Origin of the sequence: Kangiella sp. TOML190 (genome assembly GCF_023706045.1) — a bacterium.
Taxonomy (GTDB): Bacteria; Pseudomonadota; Gammaproteobacteria; order Enterobacterales; family Kangiellaceae; genus Kangiella.
The window spans coordinates 2,087,691-2,107,088 of record NZ_BQYL01000001.1 but is presented as its reverse complement, the minus strand read 5'-3'; the positions used below and the strand labels follow the sequence as shown (position 1 = coordinate 2,107,088).

17 protein-coding genes are annotated in these 19,398 nt (G+C 43.9%); 14 read left to right on the top strand and 3 right to left on the bottom strand.

All coding sequences use genetic code 11. The features are described 5' to 3' along the window. Positions 1–5 precede the first annotated feature (5 nt). Entirely contained in the window at positions 6–1,202 is a 1,197-nt protein-coding gene (locus NFS34_RS10015) for an SO2930 family diheme c-type cytochrome (RefSeq protein ID WP_251359903.1), read from the bottom strand. Next, a complete protein-coding gene (locus NFS34_RS10010) occupies positions 1,202–2,425 on the bottom strand; it encodes a parallel beta-helix domain-containing protein (protein WP_251359902.1) in 1,224 nt (407 codons plus the stop codon). Before NFS34_RS10010 ends, NFS34_RS10015 begins: the two co-directional genes overlap by 1 nt. Before the next feature lie 264 nt (positions 2,426–2,689). Here NFS34_RS10010 and NFS34_RS10005 point away from each other — a divergent pair, with 264 nt between their 5' ends. The 12 genes from NFS34_RS10005 to NFS34_RS09950 all read left to right on the top strand — a co-directional run bounded on the left by NFS34_RS10005 (position 2,690) and on the right by NFS34_RS09950 (position 16,611). After that, positions 2,690–5,056, top strand: coding sequence for a TonB-dependent receptor (locus tag NFS34_RS10005; RefSeq protein ID WP_251359901.1), 2,367 nt, complete (start codon positions 2,690–2,692; stop codon positions 5,054–5,056). Between the two features lie 169 nt (positions 5,057–5,225). Next, complete coding sequence (gene fabG / locus NFS34_RS10000) at positions 5,226–5,972, top strand: 3-oxoacyl-ACP reductase FabG (RefSeq protein WP_251359900.1); 747 nt, start codon at positions 5,226–5,228, stop codon at positions 5,970–5,972. Between the two features lie 178 nt (positions 5,973–6,150). Then, the gene (locus NFS34_RS09995; RefSeq protein WP_251359899.1) at positions 6,151–7,281 is read left to right on the top strand and encodes a DUF4268 domain-containing protein; all 1,131 of its coding nucleotides are present in this window, start codon (positions 6,151–6,153) and stop codon (positions 7,279–7,281) included. 186 nt (positions 7,282–7,467) lie between these two features. After that, entirely contained in the window at positions 7,468–7,707 is a 240-nt protein-coding gene (gene acpP / locus NFS34_RS09990) for an acyl carrier protein (protein ID WP_251359898.1), read from the top strand. A gap of 132 nt (positions 7,708–7,839) precedes the next feature. Continuing rightward, positions 7,840–9,078: a beta-ketoacyl-ACP synthase II gene (gene fabF / locus NFS34_RS09985; protein WP_251359897.1), complete on the top strand. Its 1,239-nt coding sequence runs from the start codon at positions 7,840–7,842 to the stop codon at positions 9,076–9,078. A gap of 144 nt (positions 9,079–9,222) precedes the next feature. Continuing rightward, positions 9,223–10,008, top strand: a complete 786-nt coding sequence (pabC, locus tag NFS34_RS09980) for an aminodeoxychorismate lyase (protein WP_251359896.1) — start codon at positions 9,223–9,225, stop codon at positions 10,006–10,008. 20 nt (positions 10,009–10,028) lie between these two features. Continuing rightward, on the top strand, positions 10,029–11,036 hold the full coding sequence (mltG, locus tag NFS34_RS09975; protein ID WP_251359895.1) for an endolytic transglycosylase MltG: 1,008 nt from the start codon (positions 10,029–10,031) through the stop codon (positions 11,034–11,036). A gap of 2 nt (positions 11,037–11,038) precedes the next feature. Further along, positions 11,039–11,683, top strand: a complete 645-nt coding sequence (tmk, locus tag NFS34_RS09970) for a dTMP kinase (RefSeq protein WP_251359894.1) — start codon at positions 11,039–11,041, stop codon at positions 11,681–11,683. After that, on the top strand, positions 11,680–12,729 hold the full coding sequence (locus NFS34_RS09965; RefSeq protein WP_251359893.1) for a DNA polymerase III subunit delta': 1,050 nt from the start codon (positions 11,680–11,682) through the stop codon (positions 12,727–12,729). The genes tmk and NFS34_RS09965 overlap by 4 nt, the downstream gene beginning before the upstream one ends. A 52-nt stretch (positions 12,730–12,781) precedes the next feature. Further along, on the top strand, positions 12,782–13,132 hold the full coding sequence (locus tag NFS34_RS09960) for a PilZ domain-containing protein (RefSeq protein WP_251359892.1): 351 nt from the start codon (positions 12,782–12,784) through the stop codon (positions 13,130–13,132). A gap of 111 nt (positions 13,133–13,243) precedes the next feature. Further along, entirely contained in the window at positions 13,244–14,017 is a 774-nt protein-coding gene (locus tag NFS34_RS09955; RefSeq protein ID WP_251359891.1) for a TatD family hydrolase, read from the top strand. A 215-nt stretch (positions 14,018–14,232) separates the two neighbouring features. Then, on the top strand, positions 14,233–16,611 hold the full coding sequence (locus tag NFS34_RS09950; RefSeq protein WP_251359890.1) for a membrane-bound PQQ-dependent dehydrogenase, glucose/quinate/shikimate family: 2,379 nt from the start codon (positions 14,233–14,235) through the stop codon (positions 16,609–16,611). 72 nt (positions 16,612–16,683) lie between these two features. Here NFS34_RS09950 and NFS34_RS09945 read toward each other — a convergent pair whose 3' ends face one another. Continuing rightward, positions 16,684–17,433, bottom strand: coding sequence for an SDR family NAD(P)-dependent oxidoreductase (locus NFS34_RS09945; RefSeq protein ID WP_251359889.1), 750 nt, complete (start codon positions 17,431–17,433; stop codon positions 16,684–16,686). Positions 17,434–17,723: 290 nt separating this feature from the next. On the opposite strand from NFS34_RS09945, the gene NFS34_RS09940 reads away from it, so the two are divergent. Together NFS34_RS09940 and NFS34_RS09935 are read left to right on the top strand one after the other, a co-directional pair. After that, positions 17,724–18,902 carry an acyl-CoA dehydrogenase gene (locus tag NFS34_RS09940; RefSeq protein ID WP_251359888.1) on the top strand — a complete coding sequence of 393 codons (1,179 nt, stop codon included), beginning with the start codon at positions 17,724–17,726 and terminating at the stop codon, positions 18,900–18,902. 165 nt (positions 18,903–19,067) lie between these two features. Beyond that, positions 19,068–19,391 carry a hypothetical protein gene (locus NFS34_RS09935; RefSeq protein WP_251359887.1) on the top strand — a complete coding sequence of 108 codons (324 nt, stop codon included), beginning with the start codon at positions 19,068–19,070 and terminating at the stop codon, positions 19,389–19,391. Positions 19,392–19,398 lie beyond the last annotated feature (7 nt).

The window sequence follows — 19,398 nt, the reverse complement described above, 5'->3', positions numbered from 1 at the left end:
GCTTTTTATGCCGCAGGGATAGTGCAAGCGCCGTCCATTTGATTGATCCACTGTTTAATCAGCTCGACACCTTCTTCATGAATCACCGAGCGTCCAAGCTCAGGCATTGCAATACTCGGATCATTCGATTCCATCCTAAACACCATAATTGATTGATCAGCTTTGCCAGGAGTAATGTCATAAGCACGGTTGCCTGTACCTTTGCCTGCGGCAACAGGGGTTTTGCAAATGCCTAGGTGTGCTTTAGTTAGATTTTGTTTATTCAGATACAGAGCCGAAGTATCCGCTGGGCCATCTGGGTTATGGCAATGGGCACAATTAATATCCAGGTACGATCGCGCCGCTTCAGCAAGGTTAGCATTACGGTTTCGCCAATCAAAACTCGAGACGTTATTACTCAGCGGCAGCATGTCAATCAAACCTTGCTGTTGCCAATAAATTAACTGGTTTTGGCTAAAATCAGGGCGGTATTCGTAAGCCAGATCCAGATGCCGAATTTTGGGCCCTATAGGTTTTAACTCGCCGCTAGTATGGTTAGTCACATGACAACCTTTACATTGATTAGCATCCGGTACCATGTAGGTAAATTCTTGTGTTTGTTCGCCATTCAAACTTATCAATTGGCTACTACCAGTAATTTCTAATATCGCCTCGGTTTGCTGTTTATTCCAAACGTAGGGCAGGGCTTGCCAGCCATCCAGTTGTTTGATGAGTAGGCGTGTTTCTATGAGCTGGTTTTGTGCCAAATCGATGCTTCGGCCTTGGCTGTGGGCCGTATCGTTTTGTAATGCTATCAGCTTTTGTTTATTAAAATCTTTACGCGGATAATAAAAAGTTTTGCTTAAAACCGAACCAATAGGAAACTCTAGATCGCCATTAACTAAGACTTTTATTTTGCTCTGTTCTGGGATCCATAGTGAGCGGAACTTGTGCGCATAATCACTAAATAAAGGAGTATTTAAATGGTAAGGCACGGCGTCGCTATGCAGCTTGAGTTGGCCTTGAGTGAGGTATAACAAACTCCATTCGGAGAGCTTTTGCGGGATCTGTGTAGCATTGAAACTTGTTAGTTCAGCTTTTGGTTTTTGCTCTAGCTTTAAACCTTCAGGTTGAAAAGGTTTGGATTGAAAAGAATAGTCGCAACCCGTTACTAAGAACAAAGTTGCGACTAAGGGGTAGTAACTGAAAAATCGGTTTTTCATCAAGAATTAAAATGTTCCGGCAATACCACCGCTTCTAATTGATAATCTTGGCAGTCATGGGCCGTTCTATCGGTGGAAAAATCCTGCAAATCATTAGGTAGATCCACGTTAGCAAAGGTTGCTTTGGAACTATAGATACACAAAGTGGCTTTAGCACCAGCATGTTTATTAGTAAATTTCTTTGTGTCGTAAGCACCGTCCCAAATGATGTTGGGCAAAGCACCATTTAGGCCGAATTTAGCAACTTTTAAGGCTTTCAAGTCAAAATGATCGGGGCTTTCACCGCCACCAATAAATTGATTGTCGTGGATCGAAATCTTTTGCGGATAGGGATCGAATTTTGCCTCATCAAATGGCCATTCCGCAGAAAAATAGCTAGCGATGGTGATATGCGCAGTATTATTGTTTTTCAGCTCATTATCGAAGATTTCAACTTCATCATTAGCCAACACCATAATGCCAGTACCCGCCGGTACAACAGAGACGGGAACGCCTTTGGCAGCAAAATTGTCAGTATTATTATTATAAACTTTATTGTTAAAAACTCGGCTATGATGGCCGCGGATTTCAAGCTCGGCCATGTTAAATACTAAGATGCCACCGGTATTTTCTTCGGCTAAGTTGTTATACACATCGGCCTTGTAAGAGTTTTCAATTTCTATACCTGCGACATTGTGTCTGGCGATGTTGTTGCGAACCACAATGTTTTCCGATTGGCCTACATAAATTCCAGCGTCGGAAGCTCCAATGGCGATGCTGTTTTCGATAAGGACATTCTTTGATTGCACTGGGTAGATCCCATAAGCGCCATTATCTACATCTGGCCCATTGGTCCATTCGGTGCGAATGCCGCGAATGATCAAGTTCTCCGATTCATTCACCTTCAATGCATCGCCAACCGCATCTTCGATCGCAAAGTTTTCTAAGGTAATGTTATCGGCATTGACTATCAGCCCTTCGGCGCCTTGAATCTGAGCTTTAAAAGATAAAATCGATTTATCCTGACCTTGACCGCGAATGGTAACGCCATCAACGTTAAGGCTTAAGCTACGATTGAAAGAATAGTTACCTGCGGGCAATTCAATGATATCGCCGCTCTTGGCAGAAATAAGCTGGGTCATCAAAGTTTTTTGAAACGCCTTGTCGCTTTCCGAGAGCACTGGTTTATCGTCAGAACAGGCTACAAGCAGTAATAAGCTCGTCACAGCCGCTAGGTTTTTCATCTATAACTTACTCGCAGTAAAAACTTCACAAACAAACAAACAAACAAACAAACAAACAAACAAACAAACAAACAAACAAACAAACAAACAATAAATGGTACGATAGTGCCAAATTAATAAAAAAGCAATAACCGAATTAGGAACAATTAATATTTTTTAGTAATATACAGGTCGGATATGTGATACTGCTCAAATAAATGGCCAAAAGGCTAGACAATAAATTTGAAAACAACCATAGCAATAAAAGCAAAACCGGGGGTAAAGATGACAAGCCAAAAGTTTCATATTAAGAAATTAGCCGTTGCCATGGCGCTAGCTTTCAGTGGGGTAAGCTATGCAGCGGATGATGCCAATGACGATGATACCAGTGATGAAAACGTTATTAAGGTAACCGCGCAAAAGCGGGTTCAGCGCATTCAAGATGTTCCGCTATCTATTTCTGCTGTTAACGAACAAATGATTGTGGATACCGGCTCTGAGGACGTTAATGACATATTACGTTTTGCACCAGGGGTCGAAGGTAACAATATTCAAGCGACCCAACCCAATTACACCATTCGTGGTATCACCACTTCCGATTTTGGTGTTGGCTCCGATCCAGCCGTAGCGGTTTATGTGGATGGTGTTTATGTTGGTCGTGGCGCTGCATCACACTTTAATTTTAACGACGTTGAGCGAGTAGAAGTTTTACGTGGCCCGCAAGGTACCTTGTTTGGACGTAACGCTGCTGCCGGCGCTATACATCTTATTACCAAAAAACCGACCGAACATTCGGAAGGGAAAACTCGGTTAACATTGGGTCGATACAATAAAGTGCGACTTGAAACGACTTACAATAGCAAATTAAAAGAAGATTTATATTTTCGTGGAAGCTTGGTCACCAATAATCGCGATGGTTGGTTGAACAATTTAAATGGTGGCTCAGATCTGTATGAACAAGACAGCTATGGCGCTAATTTGAAGTTTTTAGCAGATGTTAGTGACGATACCGAAGCCTTGTTTATTTTTGATTATGACAATCTCGATCAAGATGCGCGTCAAGCCTTGAGTTTAAACCCCGCGATCAGTCCGGCCGATCCGTTTGGTTCTTACGACACGGATTTTGATTCCAATGAACGTCGCGAATTGATGGGCGGCTCATTGACCATAACAACTCAATTTGACAATTTTGAGTTTACCTCTATTTCAGCTTATCGAAAGTACAGCTCGCACAACTTCCAAGAAGAAGACGGAACGGCGCAACCTCGTTGGTACTTCGATTCGGATAACGATGAAGATCAAGATCAAATCAGCCAAGAATTTCGTATAACCTCAACTGGCGAAGGCCCTTTGCAATGGACCACTGGTTTTACTTACTTTAAAGAAGACGTTAGCCAAGCCTCAGTAGTTAATGTTACTACTAACACGCTGGATACCTTTTTCTTAACCTCTGCTGGTTTGTCCGCGGGGCAAGTATTACAAACTCCGCTAGGCACAGGTTGGGGCGGTTTCTTGCAACAGAACTTACCCAATGAATTGGCGGCCTTATCTGCTGGTTTAGGGATCCCTGTGGATCAAGTGGTCAGCGTGATCGTCGGTGCGAATTTAAATCGTCCTTGGACCGAAATTACGGATGTTAATTCGGTTACCGAAAGCTTTGCCATTTATGGGGACATGGCTTATTCCTTTAATGAGTATTTTGACGTGACCGTCGGTGGTCGCTTTACTTACGACGATAAAGACTTCACGATTTTCAGCGAATATCAAAATGAAATTATTTTGCCATTCTTTGGGGTTGATAATGTGCCCTTTGGTTTAGTGTTCTTTGATCAGTTTTCGCCAGCGGTACAACAAAAAGATCACTGGAGCGATTTCTCGCCACGGGTAGTCTTTAGTTATAAACCGAACCGTGATCACATGTTTTATATCAGCGGCTCAGAAGGCTTTAAATCCGGTGGTTTTAATTCATTAGGGCTAGATCCAGCTTTTGATCCAGAAGAAGTAACCAGCTATGAAGCGGGCTATAAAGGCTCGTTTGCTGATGGGCGCTTTACCATGAGCTTGTCGGCCTTTGATTATGACACGGATAACTTGCAGATTTTCCGTTTATCCGGCCCGCAAGGAGCAATACCAACTTATAACATCCGTAACGCCGATGCTGAAGGCGATGGTTATGAGTTTGAGTTTCATTGGAGAGTAACTGACAATCTCAATATTGCTGGTAACTATAGTCATTTGAAAACTGAGTATACCCGCTATGCATTTTTCCCGGGCGATACCAATGCTAACGATCTAACGGGTGAACCGCTATCGGGGATGCCAGAAGATAAATACAATATTTTTGTGGATTACTATATTCCAACGGCTAATGGAGACGAGTGGCGCTTCTACATGGACTACCATCATGTCTCAGAAAGAGCGCACAATTCAGGTTTAGATGCTAGTCGAATTATTGACGGTTATGATATTTCTAACGTAAAGGTTAGCTGGACAAACTCCGAGGGCGACTTAACCATTGGCGTCTTCGCTAACAATGTGTTTGATGAGGAGTACCTTTACTTTATTGGTGGCCAAGCGGAAGTTCTGGACTCTCCGGTATCGCAGCGCGGTGAGCCACGAATGTTTGGGATAAACTTTACTTGGTCTTATTAAAAGCGACTCTAAATAAAAAAAGCAGGCTTAGGTCTGCTTTTTTTATGGCTTACAAAAAAGTAAGCGATATTAGCTCACAACTAATCAGACCAATAGTTAATAGCGATAGCGCCTATTCTTTGGTAATCTTGCCAACAATTAAATACGAAATAACAACCTAGAGAATATTATGAGTGAGTCACAAAAAATTGCCCTAGTTACAGGCGCTAGCCGCGGTATCGGACAAGCCATTGCCCACCGTTTAGCCCAATCCGGTGCCACCGTTTTCGGCACCGCCACTTCAGAAGCGGGCGCGGAGAAAATTAGCGAGAACTTTAAGGCGGCAGGCCTAGCAGGTAAAGGACTTTGCCTGAACGTAACCGATGCGGAAAGTATTGATAGTGTTCTAAAGCAGATTAAAGAAGACGCTGGCGGTGCGCCGCAGATCTTGGTTAACAACGCCGGTATTACTCGCGATAACCTTTTGATGCGTATGAAAGACGAGGAGTGGAACGATATTATGAATACCAACCTAACCTCCGTATTCAGACTGTCTAAAGCTTGCTTGCGCGGCATGATGAAAGCCAAATGGGGCCGAATCGTCACCATCGGCTCTGTTGTCGGTACTATGGGTAATCCAGGCCAATCCAATTATTGTGCCGCCAAAGCTGGTCTTATTGGTTTCTCAAAATCCTTAGCAAAAGAAATCGGCTCGCGTGGCGTAACCGTTAATGTGGTAGCCCCGGGCTTTATCGATACCGATATGACCAAAGCCTTAAGTGATGAACAGCGCAAAGTGATGCTCGATCAAGTGCCGATGGTACGTTTAGGTTCGCCAGAGGATATTGCCGGTGCGGTTAACTTCTTAGCGAGTGATGATGCAGGATACATCACCGGAGAGACTATCAACGTCAATGGCGGTATGCACATGATTTAAAGCGATTATTTTCGTTGTTGGCTTTGTTACGCTGATTAAATTTTATAAATCATGGGTTTGATACCCACTCATTAAAAATTTAATCAGCAAGCCACGCCAGCTCAAAAAAAATCTAGCCATTAAAATGATGTGTTTAACAATTTCGCTGAACGCTAACGATTAATGAAAAAGGATTTTTATGTATAAAATAGATCAAGAATTGAACAAAATTACTTCCATCACTAAAAAATCTTTTGCTGAGCTAGGGTTTAGTGAGCGAAATCATCTCCAAGAGTGGCTTGAGAAGGAACCAAGGGCGCTTGGAGAGGAGTTATTAATTATTCAGAAAGAGTTTGATGGTTTTGATGATACTCGCGAAAGACTGGATCTTCTGGCTTTAGATAAAGATGGCAATTTAGTAATTATCGAAAACAAGCTTAATGATTCTGGTCGAGATGTGGTTTGGCAAGCTTTAAAGTATACTTCCTACTGTTCCAATCTAAATAAAAATCAAATCATCGAGATCTATCAAAGTTACTTGCGCACCTTTGACAGAGAGGCCAGCGCTGCAGATAGGCTTTGTGAATTTTTTGAGGTTCTGGATCTAAATGAGGTGGTCGTAAATAGCGGTAATGACCAGAGAATTATGCTGGTGGCGGCTAATTTTAGGAAGGAAGTAACTAGTACAGCATTATGGTTGTTAGCTCATGGCATACACCTGCAGTGTTTTAAAGTAACCCCGTATAGTTTCGATGAAGAGCTGCTGCTTAATGTTGAGCAAATTATACCGCCACCCGAAGCAAAAGAGTTGATGATAGGAATTTCTGCTAAAGAAGCCGATGAGAAAAAGGCTGTAAAAGAGCTTAAAAGCCGCCATAAAATTAGACAAGAGTTTTGGGCTCTGGCTATTGAAGCTATGAAAGACAGCTCCTGTCGTTTGTACGATAATATAAGTCCTTCTAGAGACCACTGGCAAAACGCTGGTTCAGGTTTAAGTGGCTGTCCTTACGCTATGATTTTTGGCACCAAAGAAATCAGAGTTGAGTTATGGTTTGCTAGAAGTGACACAAGTCAAAATAAATTCATTTTCGATAGTTTACTCACTAGAAAGGAAGAAATTGAAAATGCTTTTGGACAACCATTAGAGTGGTTACGGTTAGACGATAAGAAATCGAGTCGAGTGCAATTTTCTAAGCTGATAGAAGGCCATAATAAAGATAATTGGCTGGAAATGGTCGAATGGTTAGTTGTGCAGATGACTAAGCTTGAACTAGCATTTAAGAATCATTTGTTAGATATTTCTAATAGCCTTAAATCGACAAAACGTTAAAACTATAAAATATGAACTTTCCATGAAAGCTGGCACTTTAATTAGTAATTTTTGCCCCAATGTAGTAATTTGTTCGAGGTCTGACCATTTAGCAAAAAGTGAATTCGGACTTGCAACTTTGTGCGGTACAATTAAAATACGCACGCAATAAGCTAATTTGCGTTATATAACGAGGATTTTATACAGATGAGTAATATCGAAGAACGCGTTAAAAACATCGTGGTTGAGCAACTGGGTGTTAAAGAAGATGAAGTGACTGCTGAAGCTTCTTTTGTTGACGATTTAGGTGCTGATTCACTAGATACCGTTGAGTTGGTTATGGCTCTAGAAGAAGAGTTTGATACTGAAATTCCTGATGAGGAAGCAGAGAAAATCAACACGGTTCAATCAGCCATTGATTACATCAAGGCAAACGTTGACGCTTAATTTCACTCGTCTGAAATAATTAAGTGCTAAAATGGGTAAAACGTGTAAGCGTTTTGCCCATTTGTTTTATGGGCGACTAAAACATTTGTTTTAAGCTATTTTGGTTAATCATCAATTGAAGAGGGTAGTTCCTTGGGTAAGCGTAGAGTAGTTGTAACGGGTTTGGGCATGTTGAGCCCGTTAGGTAACAACATTAAGGATTCTTGGGATGGGATTTTAGCGTCAAAAAGTGGCGCAGGGCCAATTGAAGATTTCGATGCTAGCGCTTTTAGCACGCGCTTTGTTTGCGCGGTTAAGGATTTTGATCCCACTCCGGCCTTGGAGCCAAAAGATGCACGTAAGATGGATAAATTTATCCAATACGGCATAGTCGCCGGCGTTCAAGCTTTCCAAGATTCAGGTTTGGAAGTCACAGAGGCTAACGCTAATAGAGTCGGAGCTTGCGTTGGTGCTGGAATAGGCGGCCTTGAAACTATTGAGAAAAATACTCTGATCAATGAAAAATCAGGCCCTCGTCGAATTTCACCATTTTTTATCCCTGGCTCGATCATAAACATGATTTCTGGCCATTTATCTATCAAATATGGCCTTAAAGGGCCGAATATCTCTATTGTGACCGCTTGTACCACTGGCGTGCATGCGATTGGCCATGCGGCGCGTATGATTACCTATGGCGATGCCGATGCCATGCTAGCAGGCGGCGCTGAAAAAGGCTCCACGCCAGTGTCAATCGGCGGCTTCAGCTCGGCTAAGGCGCTTTCTACTCGCAACGATGATCCGCACGCGGCTTCGCGCCCTTGGGATAAAGATCGCGATGGTTTTGTGATGGGCGATGGTGCCGGGGTGATGATGCTCGAAGAATACGAGCATGCCAAAGCTCGCGGCGCTAAGATTTACGCCGAAGTTACCGGTTTTGGTATGTCTGCGGATGCTTTCCACATTACTTCGCCGCCAGCTAATGGCGAAGGAGCGGCCAGCGCCATGCAAAATGCGCTCAACGATGCTGGGATGAATCCTGCAGAGATCCAATACATTAATGCCCACGGTACTTCTACGCCGGCGGGTGATATTGCTGAAACCAATGCGGTTAAAACCATTTTTGGCGATTATGCTAAGTCGGTTATGGTCAGCTCTACTAAGTCCATGACAGGGCACTTATTAGGTGCCGCTGGCGCAGTGGAAGCGATTTTTAGCGTTTTAGCGATTGTCGATCAAGTCGCGCCACCGACGGTGAACTTGGACAATCCCGGCGAAGGCTGTGATTTAGACTATGTGCCGCACACAGCGCGTCAAACCTCGATCACCAATACCATCTGTAATTCTTTTGGTTTTGGTGGCACCAACGGCTCTTTGGTGTTTAGCAAGGTTTAGTTGCTTGCCATATACTCTGACTAACCGTTATTCCTGCAAAGACGGGCGGGCATAGAAAGTGCCCGCGATGAATCCATTTAAAGGCAAGTATAAACTTGCCTTTTTTATTGCTACTATCTAGCAAACTAAATTGTAATCATCACAATGGACAGAGCTTTACTTTACGGCGATGGTTTTTTTACCACCATTCGCGTAGTGGACAATAAAATTCATCGTTGGCCATTGCACCTAGAGCGCTTGAGCTTTTCTGCCAAGCGGCTTAAGTTTTACTCGCTTGATGCCAACCAGATTTACCAAGATCTGCTTAGCTTTATTCAGCAACAGCCAGAAAGCGATGGTGTTTTGCGGCTAACCATCGGTCGAGGCGCTAATGGCAAAGGCGAGCGCGGTTATTCGATCCCAAAAAATCCTGAGTATCAGTTTTATATGAACTGGTCGCCGCTAAATAACCAATCGATCAAAAATCTGGACAAAGGCGTTTCGTTGTCCCTTTGCCAAACTCCAATCAGCCAAAACAAGGCTTTGGCGGGAGTTAAACACCTTAATCGCTTGGATCAGGTTTTGGCTAGTGACGAAATTGCGGAAAACTGCTTCGATGGCTTGATGTTTAATAAGCAATTTATAGTTTCTGGTACTAAAACGAATGTCTACTTCTATCGCAACAATCGCTGGCTAACCCCTAAAGTCAATAAAGCGGGAGTTAATGGCACCGTACGCCGTTGGCTACTAGAAACCCAAGAGGATTTCGCAGAATCGAAGTTTGGTCTAGAGATTTTAAAAAGCGCCCAATATTGTTTGGTTTCCAATGCAATAGTCGGTATTATTCCGGTTACTCAAATACAAATGGCTGATGAAAATAAGAAATTTATGCCATTTCCAGAACTGAATAAACTTCAAGCACAATATAATGAAGTTTCTATAAGACACTAATATTTAAACTATTTACATTAATGAAAAAGAAGATTTCGATATTTATCCTATTGCTGCTGCTTGCTTTAGCGGCAATGGCGTGGTTCCAATGGCAAAACTACCAAAAATTCTTGCAAGAACCGTTGGGCGTTAGCTCGCCGCTCACGGTTGAAAAGGGCACTTCTGCTTATAAATTGGGAAAAAAGTGGCAACAAGAAGGCCTAGTCGATAATTTTTATTACTACCAACTGCTGCTAAAAATGCAGCCAGAATTGCGCTCAATTAAAGCTGGCGAATACCAAGTTTCGGCAGATATGACGCCTTCGGAGATACTCAAACTGTTGGTGGAAGGAAAGGTTATCAGCTATCAGGTTTCGATTATTGAAGGCTCCAATATTTTTGAATTATTCAAAAACATCCAATCGGATCCGCGTTTGCAGCACAAACTTAAGGATCGTCAAGCGCTAAAAACAGTTTTGGGTTTAAAAGCCGATGAACACCTTGAGGGTTTGTTTTTTGCCGATACCTACCAATTTAATAAAGGTGATTCGGATCAGGATATTTATCAAAGAGCCAACCAACAGTTAGCCAAAGTACTAGAAGAAGAATGGCAAAATCGTGCCGACAATTTGCCTTATAAAGATCCTTATGAAGCTTTGATCATGGCTTCGATTATCGAAAAAGAAACGGCTGTACCGGCAGAAAGACCTTTGATTGCAGGGGTTTTTGTCCGTCGGATGCAAAAAAGAATGCTCTTACAAACCGACCCCACCATCATTTATGGGCTAGTGGCCGATCCTGATATTAATTACGATGGCAATATTCGTCGCAAGGATATTACCAATCCCCATCCGTGGAATACTTACGTTCATGCTGGTTTGCCACCAAGTCCTATTGCTATGGTTGGACGCGAAGCGATCCATGCTGCGCTGCATCCAGCGGATGGCAAAGCGCTGTATTTTGTGGCAAAAGGCGATGGCAGCCATTATTTTAGCGAAACCTTGGCCGAGCATAATCGCGCCGTTCGCAAGTACCAATTAAAGCGATAAAGATGAATAAGTGCGGAATTTTTATCACCATTGAAGGCACCGAAGGGGTGGGGAAATCCACCAATATCGCTTTTATTCGCGACTGGCTAAAACAAAAAGGGATCGAGATGGTTGATACTCGCGAACCTGGTGGAACCCCTCTAGCCGAAGAAATTCGCGAGTTGTTATTGGCTAAGCGTGATGAAACTGTAGATAGCCGAACCGAGTTATTGCTGATGTTTGCTGCGCGTTGTCAGCACCTTTCGCAAACCATCATGCCTGCTTTAGAGGCTGGCAAATGGGTACTTTCCGATCGTTTTACTGATGCCAGTTTCGCCTACCAAGGGGCGGGTCGAGAACTCGGCTTTGAGCGTCTTCAATTACTCGAAAACTGGTCGTTACAAGGCTTTAAACCGGATCTAACCATTATGCTTGATTTGCCTATCGAGGTGGGATTGGCCAGGGCTGAAGAGCGCGGCGAAAAAGATCGTTTTGAATCTGAGCAGATTGAATTCTTCAAGCGGGTCCGTGCAGGCTATTTGGCTATTGCTGAGGCCGAACCAGAACGTATGAAAGTGGTCGACGCCAGCGGCACCATTGAGCAAGTTCAGCAGCAAATTGCTAAAGTGCTTGAAGGTTTTTACGCAGCATTGGAAGCAGACTCATGAGTTTATTTGGAGATGAGGATCTGCCATTAGCCGCTGCCAGAGAGTCGCAACTGGATTTTTGGAATCAGCCAGCTTTTAATACGCTGCAAGCTCAGTTTCGCTCCGGCAATATGCACCATGCGGTGTTATTACTCGGTGCTGATGGGATAGGCCGAGAGACCTTTGCCGACGAATTTTCGCGCTGGGTTTTGTGTCAAAACCGCCAGCAGTTAGAGCATGCTTGTGGTGATTGTAAATCTTGTCATTTATTCGAGGCTGAAACCCATCCGGATTATCACTTACTTGCGATTGAAGAAGATAAAACGCAAATAGCGGTGGATCAGGTGCGTCAGTTAATTGGTGCTTTACACGAGTCTGCGCACCAAAGCGGTTGGAAGGTGGCAAACGTTGCCCAAGTCGCAGCGCTAAACCAGAATTCGTATAACGCCTTATTGAAAACTTTAGAAGAGCCGCAGCCAAAAACCTTATTACTGCTCCAAACCGAACAACTGCAGCAAGTACCCGCGACCATTCGTAGTCGTAGCCAATTACAAGCCTTGAGCATCGAGGAACCAAAAGCCATTCTCGAATGGGTCACCCAGCGTAATGGGTTTATAACCGACGATTTAACCTTGGCGCTTAATTTGTTTCCGCAAGCACCTTATAAAGCCGAGAGCTTTGCCAATGATGGTGATGCCTTTAAATGTGGTGAATTTATTTTTGATATGGCTTTTTTGCTTGAAGGCCAGCAGACGGCGCTGACGTTAGCTACGAAGTGGCTGCCGGATATTGCAGATTGCTGTTTGTGGTTACAATTGATGATGCGCGATTGTCTATTGCTGGCGGAAACCGACAACGCGGATTTGATAGCCCTGCAGGGACAAAAGCAAGCGATCGAAACTATTGTAAAAAGCCTTAATAATCAAGGTTTAATGCAACTTAACGAGAAAATTGTTGAGCTTAGAAGCTTGATAATGAAGAAAAGTCCAGTTAATCTAAGCTCATCTTGGCAAGCATTGCTAATTTTTTGTAGCCAATTACCGCAAAAATATCAGCGCATAGCCTAAAACTATTAGTCTTCTAATGTTTTCCTAAAGAAGTAACTAGCAAGGAATTTTAATGAAAATTGAACGCACAGGCCCAGGTATTTTGACCATTACCGTTGAAGATAAGGATGATCTTTACGCGGCCTATATGCCATTCGTTGAAAATGGCGGAATTTTTATTCAAACCACCAAAGATTATAATCTTGGTGATGAAGTTTTTATGCTATTGGCGCTGCTCGATGATCCCGAAAAATTGCCGATTGCCGGTAAGGTGGCTTGGGTTACTCCTAAAAATGCCCAAGCAAACCGTAAAGCAGGTATTGGCGTTCAGTTTAGCCCACAAGATCAAGGCAAAACACGTTCTAAAATCGAAAACATTTTAGTGGGTCGTCTTGAGTCGGAAAAAGCAACCCACACCATGTAACAGACTCCTTGCACCAAGCGAGCTAAAGTAAGAGCTAAATCTCTTTGCCTGCTTTTATCTGACAAGCCTTTACTTTACAATCCAACCAGCTAACTTAAATTCTGACACTCCATGCTGATAGATTCCCATTGCCACTTAGATCGCCTTGATTTAAGCGGATACGATAACGATTTAAATCAAGCCTTAGATTTCGCTCGTTCGCGCGGCGTTAAAAAAATGTTGTGCGTAGCAATTACGCTGGAAGAATTTCCTAAGGTACTAGCAATTGCAAAGGCACATCGTGATATCGTCTGCTCGGTTGGAGTTCATCCGTTGTATGAAGCGGTAAAAGATACCTGTATCGACAGTTTGATTGAGCAAGCAAAACATCCGAAAGTGGTCGCGATTGGTGAAACCGGTTTAGACTATTTTTATAATAAAGAAGCTGAAAATCATAAGCTACAGCAAGAGAGTTTTCGTAAACATATTCAAGCCGCCAGACAAGCTGGCAAGCCACTTATTGTGCATACCCGTGATGCGCGACAAGACACTTTGGATATTTTGCGTGAAGAACAAGCCAATCAATGCGGTGGTGTTTTACACTGTTTTACCGAAAGTTGGGAAATGGCAAAAGCCGCTTTAGATTTAGGTTTTTATATTTCTTTTTCAGGTATCGTTACCTTTAAAAATGCCTCTGAGTTGCGAGAAGTTTGCCGTAAAGTACCACTTGATAGACTGCTGATTGAAACCGACTCGCCATACCTTGCGCCAGTGCCGTATCGTGGCAAATCCAATCAACCCGCTTATGTCAAAGAAGTAGGGCAGTTTGTAGCGGATTTACACTATACAAGCTTTCAAGAAATTTGCGATATCACCGCTGATAACTTTCAACGTTTATTTCGATAAGATTTACTAGCATCGGTTTGTTGTAAACTCGCAATCGGCCTAGCGATAAAATGCCCTATGCTAGTGATTGTGATATTTCTACTAACTGAATATTTAAGTGAGCCATGTCACAAAATGACTGGGCTACTATTAGATAAGTTTGATCTAACCCTTTGATATATTGCATTGTGGATTAGTAGCTAGTTAATGGTCATTAATTGAAAAGGAATCAGTTTATGGAATCTTCGGAACAGCAAGCGGCATCAGCGCATATTTTAGTTAAAATCCTTGCGGTTATTATTTTAATTTTTGGCTTGCCAATGGCAGTTGGCGGCGTTTATTTACTGATATTGGGCGGCTCTTGGTATTATTGCATTGCGGGTATTGCTTTGACCCTATCGGCAATCTGGCTGTTTAAAAATCAGCTCAAGGGAGTTTGGTTGTGTTTAGCGGTCTGTATAGGCTCGGCACTATGGGCGCTGTATGAGGTGGGCTTTAGCTTCTGGCCCTTGGTTCCAAGGCTCTTATCGTTTGTCGCGATGGCCGCTTGGGCGATTGCGATGGTGCCTTTGATGCAGCCTTCGGGTGAAAAACATCCGCGTGCGGGTCTGTTTTATGGTTGCGGAGCCGTATTAGCTGGTCTTTTTGCCTTGTTTTTCCTTGGCATGTTTTCACCGCACGATGTCGTGCAAAACCCTATCCAGTTAACCGCGGGGCAAGCTTCTAAAACCACTCAAGCCTCAGGTCAGGAATGGTATTCATGGGGTAAGACCGGCGAGGGTGCGCGTTATGCGACTTTTGATCAAATCAATCGTGAGAACGTTAAAGATTTAGAAGTGGCTTGGATTGCTCGAACTGGTTTTATTGCTGATCAGTCTAAGCACTTGCAAGATCAAAATACGCCGCTTTATGTAGATGGAAAGCTTTTTCAATGCGGCTCTGGCTCGCAAGTGACCGCTTTGAATGGCACCACCGGCGAAATTTTATGGCAATTTGATCCTAAGGCTGATTCGCCTTTTTGGAAACGCTGCCGAACTTTAGGTTATTTTGATCCGGGGCCTGGTGATTCTTGTGGCCCGCGCATTATCCTATCGTCTATTGATGCCTCTATGTATGCGCTAAAGACTTCTGATGGCAGCTTGTGTCCAACTTTCGGTAATAACGGGAAAATTGATTTAACCGTCGGTATGGGCGAGGTCAAAGATGGTTTTTGGGTGCCGACAACAGGGCCTTTTGTTGCAGGCGACAAAATCGTTATTGGCTCTTGGATTGCTGATAATGTGATGGTGGGGGAACCCTCAGGCGCAGTTCGCGCTTTTGATGCTCGAACTGGCCAGCAGTTATGGGCGTGGGATCTTGGCAATCCGGCTATTGATAATTTACCACCAGCGGGTGAAACCTATACTCGCGGAACGCCCAATGTGTGGAGCGGGATGGCATTCGATTTAGAGCGGAATATGATCTATTTGCCTTTGGGTAATGCGACCCCAGATTATTATGGTGGCAAAAGGCGTGATTTTGATGATGGCTACAATTCATCCGTGGTCGCTTTAAATCTTAATAATGGTAAAGAAGTATGGCATTTTAATACCGTTAATCACGACGTTTGGGATTTTGATCTACCGTCACAACCTGCTTTAGCTGAAATTCCTGATGGTAAGGGTGGGCAGATCCCCGCTCTGGTGCAAACCACTAAGCGCGGACAAATTTTTGTTTTAAATCGCGAAACCGGCGAGCCCATCAAGGCGGTAGAGCAGAAAAAAATTCCTGCCAGCGATGGCACGGTCGAAGGTGAATACTATGCTGAAACTCAGCCTTTTTCGACTGAGATGCATGCTGTTGGTGGCGAAGATTTAAGCGAAAAGCGAATGTGGGGCGGCACGCCAATCGATCAAATGCTCTGCCGTATTTTATTCAAGTCCTATCGTTACGATGGCGACTTTACTACCCAATCCATTGAAAAGTCGATCATTTATCCCGGTAATAATGGTGGCATGAACTGGGGTAGCACCAGTATTGATCAAGCCAACAATTTGATGGTGGTTGCTGATATGCGCATGCCAGTGGTGACTTACCTAATTCCGCGCGAGCAATTTACGAAAGACCATCCGAACTTTCAGGGTGATGCTCACGGCGAGCTCTCGCCGCAGTTTGGACTGCCTTACGCACACCACATCACTAACTTTATGTCGCCGTTGGGGATCCCTTGTTTAGAGCCACCTTGGGGTACAGTATCAGCAGTGGATCTAGTCAGTGGTGAGCTGGTATGGCAACATCCGGCAGGCACAGCTGAGGATATGACCTACCCAGGTTTAGGTGCTCAATTAGGCTTACCATTCTACATTGGTATGCCAGCACTAGGCGGAGTTATCACCACCAAGGGCGGGCTAGCGTTCCATAGCGGCACTCAAGATTATTACTTGCGCGCTTATGACGTTACCAAAGGTGATCTCTTGTGGGAAGGTCGCTTGCCTACTGGCGGTCAGTCGACGCCCATGACCTACATTGGTGAAGATGGACGTCAGTATATCGTGACCACTGCTGGTGGCGCACGCTACAACCCCAAAGATTGGGGCGATTATATCGTTGCCTTTGCGCTTCCTGCTAAAAAGTAATAAATCTCGCTAATTAAAGGCATAAGCTCATCATTTCTAGTGAAATTTTGAGCTTATGCTTTGAGTGTATGCTTATTTAATGTGCTTACCACCGTCGAGAACCAGTGCATTACCGTTACAGTAACCGGACTCATCCGATGCATAAAACACCGCTGCTTGAGCCACTTCTTTAAGTTCGCCCAAACGATGCATTGGAGTATCCTCAAGCCATAGTTTGCGCACCTCATCATCGGCGCCGGCGGTCATGTTGGTGGCGATATAGTAGGGGCAAATGGCATTGGCGCGGATATTTTGCTGGCCATATTCTGCGGCAACGGTTTTAACCAGTCCTAAGGTTCCGTGTTTAGAACAAACATAAGCGAGCTGTCCTGGGATAGTTAGCAAACCTGCTAGTGAAGCTACTGCCACAATAGTTCCGCCACCTTGTTTGAGAAATTGTTTTAATTGATGCTTGGTGCAATAAAATTGGCCATTGAGATTAATACCGATCACTCGATTCCAGTCTTTGGTTTCAATTTCGTGGATCTGCGCTGAAGGCGCATCAACCCCTGCATTATTGACCGCTATGTCCAAGCGTCCAAATTTTGCTACCAGCTCTTCGATACCCGCTATAACGTTTTGTTCGTCGGATACATCAATTGGCAAAAAGATTGAGTCGGGTGAATACTGATGGACTTGCGCCATAGTCTCTTGGGTATCGGAGTTGGCGAGATCGCTCACCACCACCGTAGCGCCTTCTTTGGCCATTTCTATGGCGATCGCTTGGCCAATGCCAGAATTACCACCAGTTACCAAAGCAATTTTATTTTCAAGTCGATTCATGTAGCGTTCCCTCGTGAGTTAATGCAATCAGAATTAGAAGCTGGAAGCGGAACTAGAACGGATGAAACTAAGATGCTTAAGATTAAAATGCTTAAGATACTGCCACTTCCACTGTTACACACAGACTAATATTGATCCAATCTTATTGTCAACTTTGGCAATTGCATTATGGCCACGGGTTTTATTAGCCACCACAACTAATCAGACCAGTCGATAAGCACTGGTTTAAAAGGGCAATTTTGCGTATATTTCGTGCACAGAATTTAAGCCCACAGCAAACACAAAACATCATGTCAAAAGCATTATTAGAACACTGGGATGACATCCTACTATTAGACGAGCAACTAACCGAAGAAGAGCGCATGATCCGCGATGCAGCGCGTGATTATTGTCAAGAAAAGTTGATGCCTCGCGTATTGGAAGCTAACCGTCATGAAAACTTTGACCGAGAGATTATGACTGAGTTGGGTGAGCTTGGGCTATTAGGCTCAACCATTAATGGCTATGGTTGTGCTGGCGCCTCTTATGTCGCCTATGGCTTGGTAGCGCGAGAAGTGGAGCGGGTGGATTCTGGCTATCGTTCAGCCTTATCGGTTCAATCAAGCTTGGTGATGCACCCAATTAATGCTTATGGTACCGATGCACAAAAAGAAAAGTATTTACCAAAACTCGCTACCGGCGAATGGGTTGGTTGTTTTGGTTTAACTGAACCGGATTCGGGCTCGGATCCCGCTAGCATGAAAACCCGCGCTAAGAAAGTCGATGGTGGTTATATCCTAACGGGCAATAAAATGTGGATCACCAACTCGCCAATCGCTGATGTGTTCGTGGTATGGGCAAAAGACGACGAGGGTGATATTCGGGGTTTTGTACTTGAAAAAGGAATGGAAGGTTTATCTGCTCCCAAAATCGAAGGTAAGTTTTCCCTAAGAGCCTCGATTACCGGCGAAATCGTGATGGATGAGGTGTTTGTGCCTGCAGAGAATAAGTTCCCTGAAATAAAAGGCTTAAAAGGCCCATTTGGCTGCTTAAATGTGGCGCGTTACGGTATTTCTTGGGGCGCTCTGGGCGCTGCTGAATTCTGTTGGCATGCAGCGCGTCAATATGGTCTTGAGCGCAAGCAGTTTAACAAGCCATTGGCATCTATGCAGTTGTTCCAAAAGAAGCTAGCGGATATGCAAACTGAAATTACTTTGGGTCTGCAAGGTGCTTTAAGAGTCGGCCGTTTGATTGATGATAAAGCCTTCAAGCCTGAAATGATTTCCTTGGTCAAGCGCAATTCATGTGGCAAGGCGCTGGATATTGCTCGCATGGCGCGCGATATGCACGGTGGCAATGGTATTGCCGATGAATTTCACGTGATCCGCCACGCCATGAACCTTGAAGCGGTTAATACTTACGAAGGAACTCATGACATTCATGCGTTGATTCTAGGGCGTTCGCAGACAGGTCTGCAAGCATTCGTTTAAGCCGGGATTAGTCATTAGTTCTTCAATCTAGTATTGGGTGACAAAAGACTATCGACGCTAGCACTCAGATTGGTAATGGTTTAATAGGAGCTTCGGCTCCTTTTTTATGCTCTAATAAAATTAGCTAAGGTAAGAAAAACCAAGTAAAAATCAGCAGGAGTTTGCATGAAGGTCTATGTGATCGAAACCCATTTGTTGGGCGGCGAGCAGGATATTGCCGTTTTTGACTGCAAGGAGTCAGCACAATATTTTATAGATAACAATAATTTACATGGAGAACCTGAAGTCCTTTCGATGACAGTGATAGGGAAAGTTGTTGATCCAGAGCAGGTCTATACTGCTTCCAGTTACGATGCCGAGCAGGATCTCTATTTCTTTGAGAGCGTTTATGCTAATCGTGCAGATGCTGAGCAAGCAGCTGGTGCCAATGGCCTGGTTTTACACCGCAAATTGCGCCGAGAAAAAGGTGCGGCTTGCTCGGATGGATAAAAATACA